Here is a 10,712-nt window from a genome sequence, read left to right as displayed (position 1 = left end):
GAATGGGCATGTCGAGTCCCAACGCCGAAGCCGCCGCCAACAGCGCGCAGCCGCTGATCCTGCTGCCGCTCATCTCCAGCGCCTTCATCCCCGCCACCACGATGCCGGGCTGGTTCCAGCCCATCGCCGAGTACCAGCCCTTCACCCCCGCCATCGAAACCCTCCGCGGCCTCCTCCTCGGCAGCGAGATCGGCAACAACGGCTGGATCGCCATCGCCTGGTGCACGGCCCTGATCGCACTCGGCTACCGCTGGTCGATGGCCCAGTTCAACCGCGACCCGAAGTAACCACCCCCCACACACCCCCGCCGCACAACGAAGCGTGCCCCCGCACCCGGCGAACGGGATGCAGGGACACGCTTCACACGAGCCGGGGGACGTCAGGCGGCGGCAGGCACCGTCTGCGGCTCGTCGGCAGACCCGCCGAACTCGTCGAGCGGCGAAGCCGACGCGTTCTCGTAGGCCTCACGGTCGAGGATCTTCTCCCGGGCGGCGACGATCACCGGCACGGCCGCTTGCCCGGCCACGTTCGTGGCCGTGCGCATCATGTCCAGGACCGGGTCGATGGCGAGCAGCAGGCCCACGCCCTCCATCGGCAGGCCCAGCGTCGACAGGGTCAGGGTCAGCATGACCGTGGCGCCCGTCAGACCGGCCGTGGCCGCGGAACCGACCACCGAGACGAAGGCGATGAGCAGGTACTCCTTGATACCCATCTGCACGTCGAAGATCTGCGCGACGAAGATCGCGGCGATCGCCGGGTAGATCGCGGCGCAGCCGTCCATCTTGGTGGTGGCGCCGAACGGCACCGCGAAGGACGTGTACTCCTTCGGCACGCCGAGCCGCTCGGTGACCTGCTGGGTGACCGGCATCGTGCCGACCGAGGAGCGCGAGACGAAGGCCAGCTGGATCGCGGGCCAGGCGCCCTTGAAGAACTGGAGCGGGTTGACCTTGGCGACCGTGGAGAGCAGCAGCGGGTAGACGCCGAACATCACCAGGGCGCAGCCGATGTAGATGTCGGCGGTGAACGTCGCGTACTTGGAGATCAGGTCCCAGCCGTAGTCGGCGATGGCGAAGCCGATGAGGCCGATGGTGCCGATCGGCGAGAGCTTGATGACCCACCACAGGGCCTTCTGGAGCAGGGCGAGGACCGACTCGCTGAGGTCCAGGATCGGCTGTGCCTTGTCACCGATCTTCAGTACGGCGATACCGGCGACGGCGGCCATGAAGACGATCTGCAGGACGTTGAGCTGGGTGAACGGCGTGATGACGTCCGTCGGGATGATCCCGGTGAGGAAGTCGATCCAGGAGCCCGCATGGTCCGGCTTGGCGCCGTCCTTCGGGGTGAGGCCGGTGCCGGCGCCCGGGTTCGTGATGAGGCCGATCGCGAGGCCGATGACGACCGCGATCAGCGACGTGATCATGAACCAGACCAGCGTCTGCGAGGCGAGCCGTGCGGCGTTGTTGACCTTACGCAGGTTGGTGATCGACACCAGGATCGCGAAGAAGACGAGCGGGGCGACCGCCAGCTTCAGGAGCCCGATGAAGGTGCTGCCGACCTTGTCCAGGGTGGTGACGAGCCAGGACACGTCCTGGCTGCGGGCCAGCCAGCCGAGCAGGACGCCGAGGACCAGACCGCCGAGGATCTGGGCCCAGAAGGGCAGCTTGAGGAATCTGGGTATCCGGGAACCGGAGGTGCCGGACTTCGGCTGCTCGGCCTTGTCGGCCGGGGATACGGGGGACTTCGCGGACACGGACACACTCCGGGTAATGGCGGGGGACGTGAGGGAGCGGCGACCGCGAGGGGTCAGACGGAACGGCCTTGACGGCGCCGCTGCAGTGCAGATGTCACTTCGTGCTTGTCGTCGCGCTGTGCGGAGAGGCTCAGCGAGACCTCAGGGACGGCGACGACAGGCCGCGGACATGCAGCGGCAGAGATCGACATGCAGGCGCGCCACGAGCGGGACGCTCATGGCGATACGGTGCGCGGCTGCTGTCTTCATGGCGAACACGTTAACACTTGAACTTTGAGAACATCAAAGGTCTTGTTTGGGTCAGAAGAGGCCAATCAGAGGCAGAGTCACCTCCGGGACGCAAGAAACCCCGGCCCGGAGCGTCCGCTCCCTTGCCGGGGTTGAGTGCTTTGTGACGAAACTTACGACACGTGCGAGTGCTGAAGACGCCTACGACTTCGCGCGGGCCGCGTCGTCGGCGAGGTCCTCCTGCGTGCGGTTCGCCTCCAGGTTGGCCTTGGTGCGCTCCACGCGCTCGACGACCTGGATCGATGCCCGGTCCCGCTCCTTGCGCAGCACCACGAAGCTGATGGGCGCGGAGATGACGAGGGCGAGCAGCAGGACCCACAGGAGGTTGGAGTCCCCGAGCCCCTTCGGCAGGGCCCCGACATAGACAAGCCCCCAGACCGCGAAAAAGCAGCCCACGAAGACCCCGAGGCGCATCAGCGTGTAGCGGAGCATGTCAATCCACTCTTCCGTTCCGAAATAGGCCCGAGTTGGACGAGCCCCTCCAGTGAAGCATGCAGGGGGTCGCCTCCAGCAAGGGGGTGAGCCCTCACGGGACCTCGCGCGAACCGTCAGCGGAGCGGCAGCAGCATGGTGATGTCCTCGCGGTCGTCACCGGGGGCGACGCGGATCGCGCCGGGCACGCGCCCGACCTCCTTGTATCCGCAGGACTCGTAGAAGCGGTGGACGCCCGTGCCGCCACGGCAGGTCAGCCGGATCGCCTCGATCCCGTCGATGCCGCGTGCCGCGTCGGCCGCGGCGGCCATCAGGTCGCGGCCGTATCCCTTGCCCTGGTGCTTGGGGTGCACCATCACCACGTACAGCCAGATCCAGTGCGTCATCAGGCGGTGCGTGTTGTAGGCGAGGAAGGCGGTCGCGGCGACCTCGCCGTCCTCGTCGTACCCGACGAGCAGCCGGGTCTCGCCCTTGCTCAGCTGGGCCAGGCGCTTGAGCCACTCGGGCCGGATGTCGTCGACCGTCACGGGCGGTACGAAACCGACGGCCCCGTCGGCGTTGGACACGTCGACCCAGAGCGCGAGGACACCGTCGCGGAGGGCGGGATCGATCTCCGGGTCCAGCTGGAAGGTAAGTGCCATAGAGGCAGATTAACTATTACCAACCGCCTGCCTCAACCGCGTTCCGCATCGCGGACAACGCGTGCGAGCCCCGGCCGAAGGGGCCGGGGCTCGCACGTGCGGAACAGCGGAACAGCGGAACTGCGGAACAGCGGACGGTTCAGACCCGCATCGCCTGCGGCGTCTCCCTGAGCGACAGGTCAGGACCTTCGTACTCACGGATCGACTCGTAGCGCGTGTTCCGCTCGACGGGGCGGAAGCCCGCCTCGCGGATGAGGTCGAGCAGGTCCTCGCGCGTCAGCTTGTTGGGCGTGCCGAAGTTGTCCGCGTCGTGCGTGATCTTGTACTCGACGACCGAGCCGTCCATGTCGTCCGCGCCGTGCTGCAGCGCGAGCTGCGTCGTCTGCAGGCCGTGCATGACCCAGAAGACCTTGACGTGCGGGACGTTGTCGAAGAGGAGACGCGAGACCGCGAAGGTCTTCAGGGCCTCGGCGCCCGACGCCATGGTCGTCCGCGCCTGGAGGCGGTTCCTGACCTTGCCGTCCTTCATGTCCACGAAGTCGTGCTGGTAGCGCAGCGGGATGAAGACCTGGAACCCGCCGGTCTCGTCCTGGAGTTCACGCAGCCGCAGCACGTGGTCGACCCGGTGCCGGGGCTCCTCGATGTGGCCGTACAGCATCGTGCACGGGGTCTTGAGACCCTTCTCGTGCGCGAGGCGGTGGATGCGCGACCAGTCCTCCCAGTGCGTGCGGTGGTCCACGATGTGCTGGCGGACCTCCCAGTCGAAGATCTCCGCGCCGCCGCCGGTGAGCGATTCGAGGCCGGCCTCGATCAGCTCGTCCAGGATGTCGGACGCCGACATCCCCGAGATCGTCTCGAAGTGGTGGATCTCCGTGGCCGTGAACGCCTTCAGCGAGACGTCCGGGAGCGCCTTCTTGAGCTCGCTGAGCGAACGCGGGTAGTACCGCCACGGCAGGTTCGGGTGCAGGCCGTTGACGATGTGCAGCTCGGTGAGGTTCTCGCCCTCCATCGCCTTGGCGAGGCGGACGGCCTCCTCGATGCGCATCGTGTACGCGTCCTTCTCGCCCGGCTTGCGCTGGAACGAGCAGTACGCGCACGAGGCGGTGCACACGTTCGTCATGTTGAGGTGGCGGTTGACGTTGAAGTGCACGACGTCGCCGTTCTTGCGGGTGCGCACCTCGTGGGCGAGACCGCCGAGCCAGGCGAGATCGTCCGACTCGTAGAGGGCGATGCCGTCCTCGCGGGACAGCCGCTCACCGTCCCGGACCTTCTGCTCAAGTTCGCGCTTGAGACCTGCGTCCATGCCCTCGCCCTTACCTCTCCCTACGACCCGCCACAAACTCCCGCCAACGGTACTCCCCCACCCTTCGGGCGGGAGGTGCCCCCATGTTGGCGCTCCGCGCCTAGGACTCCTCTTCCGGCAGCTCCCCGACGCGGTTCTCCCACTTCGTGGAGAGCACGATCGTCGTACGCGTCCTGGAGACGCCCTTCGTGCCGCTCAGCCTGCGGATCGTCTTCTCCAGGCCGTCCACGTCCGTGGCCCGGATCTTGAGCATGTACGAGTCGTCGCCCGCGATGAACCAGCAGTCCTCGATCTCGTGCAGGTCCTTCAGGCGCCGGGCGACGTCCTCGTGGTCGGCGGCGTCCGAGAGGGAGATGCCGATGAGGGCGATGACGCCGAGGCCGAGCGACGCGGAGTCCACGGTCGCGCGGTAGCCGGTGATGACACCCGCAGCCTCGAGGCGGTTGATCCGGTCCGTGACGCTCGGTCCCGAGAGGCCGACGAGCCGGCCGAGTTCGGCGTACGAGGCCCTGCCGTTCTCGCGCAGGGCCTGGATGAGCTGCCTGTCCACGGCGTCCATAGGTGCGATGCCTTTCATTATTCAGCGATACCGCGAGTCTATGTGTAGAATCTAAGGTGTAACAGGGTCAACGCCCTGCGAATCTTTCGGAATTACAGCCGATCAACGACGATCCTTCAGGAGTGAGTCACACCGTGTACTCGATCGAGATGGCCTACGCCCGGATGCGCGAGCTGCAGGACCTGGCCAACCGCTCGCGTGCGAATGTTGCGGCGGCGCCCAAGACCACGAAGAAGCCGCGGGGCGCGAAGAAGCGATAGTCCGGCCGCGGGGTGCGCGGATCGGTTCCACCTGCGGGCTCGTCGTGGCTGAGCGCGCAGTTCCCCGCGCCCCTTCAGGGCGCTCATTCCGCACGGGAAGCGCCCCCGAGCTCCCCCTTCCAGCGGCGGTACAGCTGATGCGGCACCCCTGCCGCGTCCAGCGTCCGCCCGGCGACGAAGTCCACCAGATCCTGGATGTGCGTCGCCCCCGCGTAGAACGCCGGAGAGGCGGGCAGCACGATCGCGCCCGCCTCGTCCAGCGTCACCAAGTGCTTCAGCGTCTGTCCGTTCAGCGGCGTCTCGCGTACGCAGACCACGAGCCGGCGGCCTTCCTTGAGCGTCACGCTCGCCGACCGCTGCAGCAGATCCTTCGAGAGCCCCAGCGCCACCCCGGCCACGCACGCCGTCGAAGCGGGCACGATCAGCATCCCCTTCGTCGCGTACGACCCCGACGAGGGACCGGCGGCCAGATCGCCCGCCGCCCAGTACCGCACGCCGTCCACCGGCACGTCGAAGGTCCCCGGCTTGCCGTCGGCACCGCGCCCGAGCCACTCCCGCAGGTCCTCCTGCCAGTGCGCGTCCCGGAAGGCGATGCCCGTCTCGTCGAGGATCGTCAGCCGCGAGGCCCGCGAGACCACCAGGTCCACGCTCTCCCCGGCCGCGAGCAGCGCCCGCAGGACGGCTGCGGCATAGGGGGTCCCCGAGGCGCCGGACACCCCCACGATCCAAGGCTTACGCTGCGTATCTCCTTGCTTCACGCTGTGAGCCTAGACGGTCAGGCCGCGCACCAGCAGATCGAGCAGCGCGCAGACGAAGAGCGCGATGCCGATGAAGCCGTTGACCTGGAAGAAGGCGCGGTTGAGCCGTGAGAGGTCGTGCGGCTTGACGATGCTGTGCTCGTAGACGAACGCCCCGGCGACCACCGCGAGCCCCAGCCAGAAGAAGACACCCGCGCCGGTGTCCGCCGCGTACCAGACGAACAGCGCGGTGGTCACCAGGTGGCAGCCGCGCGCGCCCCAGATGGCGCCCGGGATGCCGAAGCGGGCGGGCACCGACTTCACGCCGACCTCGCGGTCCGTCTCCACGTCCTGGCAGGCGTAGATCAGGTCGAAGCCGCCGATCCAGATCCCGACCGCGAGGCCGAGGATGACGGCCTGCCAGGACCACTCGCCGGTGATCGCGATCCAGGCGCCGACCGGACCCATGGCCTGGGCGAGGCCCAGGATCGCCTGCGGGAAGTTCGTGAACCGCTTGCCGTAGGGATAGACCACCATCGGGATCACCGCGAGGGGCGCGAGCGCCAGGCAGAGCGGATTGAGCAGGGCTGCGGCGCCCAGGAACACGACGAGCGCGATCAGCGCGCCGGTCCATGCGGACTTCACCGAGACCGCGCCCGTGACGAGCTCGCGGTGCGCGGTCCTCGGGTTCCGGGCGTCGATCTCCCGGTCGATGATGCGGTTGGCGGCCATGGCGAACGTCCGCAGGCCGACCATGCAGATGGTGACGAGGAGCAGCCGGCCCCAGTGGATGTTCCCGTCCAGCTGGAACATCGCGGTCAGGGCGGCGATGTAGGCGAAGGGCAGGGCGAAGACCGAGTGCTCGATCATGACCAGGCGCAGGAACGCCTTGACCTTGCCGGGCGGGGCGGGCTCGGGCCCGAAGAGTTCCGGAGTCGCTGAATCAGCACTCATCTTTAGAGCCCGTACTCCTTCCAGCGGCGGTCGACCTTCGACGCCGTCTCCGGGTCGGACTCGACCATGTTCGGCCAGCCCCCGTCCCGGGTGTAGCCCTCCTCGGGCAGCTTCTTCGTCGCGTCGATGCCCGCCTTGCCGCCCCAGAACTGCTGGTAGGAGGCGTGGTCGAGGTGGTCGACGGGACCTTCGGCCACCGTCAGGTCGCGCGCGTAGTCGGTGTTGCCGAGCGCGCGCCAGGACACTTCGTGCAGGTCATGGACGTCGCAATCCTTGTCCACGACCACGATCAGTTTGGTCAGCGACATCATGTGGGCGCCCCAGATGGCGTGCATGACCTTCTGCGCGTGCTTCGGGTACTTCTTGTCGATCGAGACGATCGCGCAGTTGTGGAAGCCGCCGGACTCCGGCAGGTGATAGTCCACGATGTCCGGGACGATCACCTTGAGGAGCGGCAGGAAGAAGCGCTCGGTGGCGCGGCCCAGCGGACCGTCCTCCGTCGGCGGGCGGCCCACCACGATCGACTGGAGCAGCGGACGCTTCCGCATCGTCACGCAGTCGATCTTCAGTGCGGGGAAGTCCTCCTGCGGCGTGTAGAAGCCGGTGTGGTCGCCGAAGGGACCCTCGGGGAGCATCTCGCCCGGCTCCAGCCAGCCCTCGATGACGACCTCGGCGTGCGCGGGGACCTGGAGCGGGACCGTCTTGCAGTCGACCATCTCCACGCGCTTACCCTGGATGAACCCGGCCAGCATGTACTCGTCCATGTCGCCCGGCAGCGGCGCCGTCGAGGCGTACGTGACGGCGGGCGGACAGCCGAAGGCGATCGCGACGGGGAGCTTCTCGCCCCTGCGGGCGGCCACCTGGTAGTGGTTGCGGCTGTCCTTGTGGATCTGCCAGTGCATGCCGATGGTGCGCTTGTCGTGGCGCTGGAGGCGGTACAGGCCGAGGTTGCGCACCCCGGTGTCCGGGTCCTTGGTGTGGGTCAGACCGAGGTTGAAGAAGGAGCCGCCGTCCTCGGGCCAGGTGAAGAGCGCGGGCAGCTTCTCCAGGTCGACGTCGTCGCCGGTGAGCACGGTCTCCTGCACGGGCGCGTTGTCGGACTTCACCTTCTTCGGCGGTACGTGCGTCATCGCGCCGAGCTTCCCGAACGCCTCGCGCACGCCGACGAAGCCCTGCGGAAGCTCCGGCTTGAGGAGTCCGCCGATCTTGTCGCTGATCTCCGCGTACGACTTCAGGCCGAGCGCCTTCAGGAGGCGGCGGTCCGTCCCGTACACGTTCATCGCGAGGGGCATCGAGGAGCCCTTGACGTTCTCGAAGAGGAGCGCGGGGCCGCCGGACTTCTGCACCCGGTCGGTGATCTCGCCGACCTCCAGATACGGATCGACCTCGGCCTTGATGCGCTTGAGATCGCCCTCGCGCTCCAGTGCACGGAGCAGGGAGCGAAGATCGTCATAAGCCATGCGTTCCAGTATCGGTCACCGGCTACCCTGGCCCGGACAGCGGGGCCCGCACGCCGCCCCTCCTTCGTCGCTTGGGGAATCGCGCAACCATGCTCAGGTATCTGCCGTTCCTGCTGGTCCTGGCCGTGTGGATCTATGCCTTCATCGATGTACTGAACACTCCGGAGAAGGAGATCAGGCATCTGCCGAAGGTGGTCTGGGTCATCATCGTGCTGCTCTTCGGCGAGGTTCTCCTCGGACCGATCGCCTGGTTCGCCACCGGCAAGGTGCGCAAGACGCCCGCCGCCGGGGGTGGCCCGCGCGCCGGACGCGGCGGGCGCGGACAGTGGGTGGCGCCGGACGACAACCCCGAGTTCCTGAAGTCGCTCAGGGACGAGGACCCGGACGACAAGAAGCGGGACCGCGGCACGGAGAGCTAGGGCCTGACGAACGGGAGTCCGATGATGGAACTGCGGCTGCTCGTCACCTTCGAAAAGGTCGCGTCCGTACTCAGCTTCACGCAGGCCGCGGCCGAGCTGAAGTACGCACAGTCCAGCGTCACGAGCCAGATCCGCTCCCTGGAGTCCTCGCTCGGCACCGAGCTCTTCGACCGGCTCGGCAGCCGTATCCGCCTCACGGAGGCCGGCGAGCGCCTGCTCCCCTACGCCCGGCAGATCATCGAGCTCGCGGACGAGGCGCGGTCCGCGGTCGTCGACGCAGGGGAGCCGAGCGGCGCCATCGCGGTCGGCACGATGGAGTCCCTGACGTCCTACCGCCTGCCCCCGCTGCTCGAACTCTTCCACCACCGCTACCCGAAGGTGCAGCTCTCCCTGCGCCCCACGCTGGGCGACGAGACGCGCCACGCGCTGCGGCAGGGCACGTACGACGTCGGGTTCCTGATGGAGCGGGAGACCGAGCACGCGGGCCTGGAGAGCGAGGTCCTCGCCGAGGAGCCGCTGGTCCTGGTCTGCGCGCCGACGCATCCGCTGGCCGCGCACGGGGGCGAGTCGCTCGCCACGGGTGATCTGGCGGCGGTGCAGCTGGTGGGCACGGAGCCGGGCTGCCCCTACCGGGATCTGTTCGAGGCCGAGCTCCGGGTGCGGAACGGCGCTCCGCCGCCCTTCATGGAGTTCGGCACGATCGAGGCCACCAAGCGGGGGGTCGCCGGTGGCCTCGGGGTGGCGCTGCTTCCGCGGATGGCGGTGCGGGACGAGCTGGCCTCGGGGGTGCTCGTCGCGCTGCCGTGGGAGCCGCCGTTCGTGCTGCACACGCAGCTGGCGTGGCGGTCGGGCAAGCGGCTTCCCGCCCATGTGCGGCTGTTCATCGACCAGTCGGTACGGCTGGTGCGGGAGCAGGCAGCGGAGTACGCGAACCAGCGCTCACCCGCGTCGACTTGGCGCGGTTGACCTTCAGGCTCGCGAGGACGATCAGCGGCACGCCGAGCGCCTGGACGAGGCCGATGTGGTGCCCGTAGACGGCCCAGTCGGCGACCATCGCGACCGCCGGGTAGGTGAAGGCGAGCACGGCGATCTTGGCGGTGGGCAGCTTTGCGTACGCCGCGTACATCAAGACGTACATCAGGCCGGTGTGGATGACGCCGAGCCCGACCAGCCAGCCCCAGCCCGCGCCCGTTCCGCTCATCGCGCCGAAGTTCGCGAAGGGCAGCAACAGCGGTATCCCGACGAGGACTTGGACGAGGGCGATCAGGTGCGGACGTACCCCGGTGATGCGCTTGGTGACGAGGGTGGAGAGGCCGTAGAGCAGCGCGGCCAGCAGCGCGAATCCGATGCCGGTGAGCGAGCCGAGGTCGCCAGGCCGCACGCCGGACACGAGCACGAGCCCCGCGAAGGCGGTCGCGAGCCACAGGAGTTGATGCCTGGTCAGCCGCTCACGGAAGATGACCGCGCTGAGCAGCACGAGCAGGAAAGGCTGTGTGTGGTAGACGACGGTGGCCAGGGAGATGGAGGTCGCCTCGTACGCCTTGAAGAGGAACACCCAGTTGAAGACGATGAACGCGCCGCCGAGTGCGGCGATTCCGAGCTTCTTCGGGGTGAGGCCGTGGCCGCGGAAGTAGCCGCGGGCGAAGGCGTAGGCCCCGAGGGCGATGGCGCCGAAGAGCACGCGGAAGAACACGACGTTGAAGGCGGACGCACCCGACTCGACGACGAAGATCCCGAGAGTGCCGGAAAGCACCATCGCGGCGGTGAGTTGGGCCGTGCCCTTGTTCTCTGAGGTCATGTCATGAAGCTACGAGCGGCCGTATGCGCTGGTCCACGAGCCAGTGGGGCGTCCTGCCGATGGGCCCATCGGCGGGGGCGATGGGCCGGCGGGCCATCGGCGGGGGCGATG

Annotated in this window: 13 protein-coding genes; 4 read left to right on the top strand and 9 right to left on the bottom strand. The window is 68.1% G+C overall.

The genetic code is table 11. From position 1 onward, the window contains the following. The coding region (locus tag ACIBCK_RS38325) for an ABC transporter permease (protein ID WP_399397886.1) at positions 1 to 287 on the top strand (287 nt) is incomplete at its 5' end. Between the two features lie 92 nt (positions 288 to 379). Here the strand turns inward: ACIBCK_RS38325 and ACIBCK_RS38320 are convergent. From ACIBCK_RS38320 to ACIBCK_RS38300, 5 genes are all read right to left on the bottom strand, one after another. After that, positions 380 to 1,750 carry a dicarboxylate/amino acid:cation symporter gene (locus tag ACIBCK_RS38320; protein ID WP_399397884.1) on the bottom strand — a complete coding sequence of 457 codons (1,371 nt, stop codon included), beginning with the start codon at positions 1,748 to 1,750 and terminating at the stop codon, positions 380 to 382. 429 nt (positions 1,751 to 2,179) lie between these two features. Beyond that, positions 2,180 to 2,470 carry a DUF4229 domain-containing protein gene (locus tag ACIBCK_RS38315; RefSeq protein ID WP_399397882.1) on the bottom strand — a complete coding sequence of 97 codons (291 nt, stop codon included), beginning with the start codon at positions 2,468 to 2,470 and terminating at the stop codon, positions 2,180 to 2,182. Positions 2,471 to 2,586: 116 nt separating this feature from the next. Continuing rightward, the gene (locus ACIBCK_RS38310; protein WP_399397880.1) at positions 2,587 to 3,111 is read right to left on the bottom strand and encodes a GNAT family N-acetyltransferase; all 525 of its coding nucleotides are present in this window, start codon (positions 3,109 to 3,111) and stop codon (positions 2,587 to 2,589) included. Between the two features lie 139 nt (positions 3,112 to 3,250). Next, positions 3,251 to 4,414 (bottom strand): aminofutalosine synthase MqnE, encoded by a 1,164-nt coding sequence (gene mqnE, locus ACIBCK_RS38305; RefSeq protein WP_399397878.1) that lies wholly within the window; start codon positions 4,412 to 4,414, stop codon positions 3,251 to 3,253. 100 nt (positions 4,415 to 4,514) lie between these two features. After that, positions 4,515 to 4,973, bottom strand: coding sequence for an Lrp/AsnC family transcriptional regulator (locus ACIBCK_RS38300; RefSeq protein WP_399397877.1), 459 nt, complete (start codon positions 4,971 to 4,973; stop codon positions 4,515 to 4,517). Between the two features lie 122 nt (positions 4,974 to 5,095). On the opposite strand from ACIBCK_RS38300, the gene ACIBCK_RS38295 reads away from it, so the two are divergent. Continuing rightward, positions 5,096 to 5,233, top strand: coding sequence for a hypothetical protein (locus ACIBCK_RS38295; protein WP_399397876.1), 138 nt, complete (start codon positions 5,096 to 5,098; stop codon positions 5,231 to 5,233). An 83-nt stretch (positions 5,234 to 5,316) separates the two neighbouring features. On the opposite strand, the gene ACIBCK_RS38290 is transcribed toward ACIBCK_RS38295, so the two are convergent. The 3 genes from ACIBCK_RS38290 to ACIBCK_RS38280 are packed head-to-tail and all read right to left on the bottom strand — an operon-like array spanning position 5,317 to position 8,384. After that, positions 5,317 to 5,991: a UbiX family flavin prenyltransferase gene (locus ACIBCK_RS38290; protein WP_399397874.1), complete on the bottom strand. Its 675-nt coding sequence runs from the start codon at positions 5,989 to 5,991 to the stop codon at positions 5,317 to 5,319. Positions 5,992 to 6,000: 9 nt separating this feature from the next. Continuing rightward, positions 6,001 to 6,924, bottom strand: coding sequence for a menaquinone biosynthesis prenyltransferase MqnP (mqnP, locus tag ACIBCK_RS38285; protein WP_399397872.1), 924 nt, complete (start codon positions 6,922 to 6,924; stop codon positions 6,001 to 6,003). A 2-nt stretch (positions 6,925 to 6,926) separates the two neighbouring features. After that, positions 6,927 to 8,384, bottom strand: coding sequence for a menaquinone biosynthesis decarboxylase (locus ACIBCK_RS38280; RefSeq protein WP_399397871.1), 1,458 nt, complete (start codon positions 8,382 to 8,384; stop codon positions 6,927 to 6,929). 89 nt (positions 8,385 to 8,473) lie between these two features. Between ACIBCK_RS38280 and ACIBCK_RS38275 the strand changes: the two genes are divergently transcribed. Further along, on the top strand, positions 8,474 to 8,803 hold the full coding sequence (locus ACIBCK_RS38275) for a PLD nuclease N-terminal domain-containing protein (RefSeq protein ID WP_399397870.1): 330 nt from the start codon (positions 8,474 to 8,476) through the stop codon (positions 8,801 to 8,803). 24 nt (positions 8,804 to 8,827) lie between these two features. Then, positions 8,828 to 9,769, top strand: coding sequence for a LysR family transcriptional regulator (locus tag ACIBCK_RS38270; protein ID WP_399397894.1), 942 nt, complete (start codon positions 8,828 to 8,830; stop codon positions 9,767 to 9,769). Here ACIBCK_RS38270 and ACIBCK_RS38265 read toward each other — a convergent pair. Next, positions 9,684 to 10,601: a DMT family transporter gene (locus tag ACIBCK_RS38265; protein WP_399397869.1), complete on the bottom strand. Its 918-nt coding sequence runs from the start codon at positions 10,599 to 10,601 to the stop codon at positions 9,684 to 9,686. The two genes, ACIBCK_RS38270 and ACIBCK_RS38265, sit on opposite strands and share 86 nt — an antisense overlap. Positions 10,602 to 10,712: the final 111 nt, after the last annotated feature.

The organism is Streptomyces sp. NPDC051218 (assembly GCF_044455475.1).
GTDB lineage: Bacteria > Actinomycetota > Actinomycetes > Streptomycetales > Streptomycetaceae > Streptomyces.
The sequence above is the reverse complement of the archived record's forward strand: the minus strand, read 5'-3'. Positions and strand labels throughout refer to the sequence as shown.

What these genes read in the sequence shown, in the direction of transcription:
- mqnP (WP_399397872.1), bottom strand. Translation starts at nt 6,924, where the DNA reads ATGAGTGCTGATTCAGCGACTCCGGAACTCTTCGGGCCCGAGCCCGCC.
- ACIBCK_RS38275 (WP_399397870.1), top strand. Translation starts at nt 8,474, where the DNA reads ATGCTCAGGTATCTGCCGTTCCTGCTGGTCCTGGCCGTGTGGATCTAT.
- ACIBCK_RS38300 (WP_399397877.1), bottom strand. Translation starts at nt 4,973, where the DNA reads ATGGACGCCGTGGACAGGCAGCTCATCCAGGCCCTGCGCGAGAACGGC.
- ACIBCK_RS38265 (WP_399397869.1), bottom strand. Translation starts at nt 10,601, where the DNA reads ATGACCTCAGAGAACAAGGGCACGGCCCAACTCACCGCCGCGATGGTG.
- ACIBCK_RS38310 (WP_399397880.1), bottom strand. Translation starts at nt 3,111, where the DNA reads ATGGCACTTACCTTCCAGCTGGACCCGGAGATCGATCCCGCCCTCCGC.
- ACIBCK_RS38270 (WP_399397894.1), top strand. Translation starts at nt 8,828, where the DNA reads ATGGAACTGCGGCTGCTCGTCACCTTCGAAAAGGTCGCGTCCGTACTC.
- mqnE (WP_399397878.1), bottom strand. Translation starts at nt 4,414, where the DNA reads ATGGACGCAGGTCTCAAGCGCGAACTTGAGCAGAAGGTCCGGGACGGT.
- ACIBCK_RS38280 (WP_399397871.1), bottom strand. Translation starts at nt 8,384, where the DNA reads ATGGCTTATGACGATCTTCGCTCCCTGCTCCGTGCACTGGAGCGCGAG.
- ACIBCK_RS38315 (WP_399397882.1), bottom strand. Translation starts at nt 2,470, where the DNA reads ATGCTCCGCTACACGCTGATGCGCCTCGGGGTCTTCGTGGGCTGCTTT.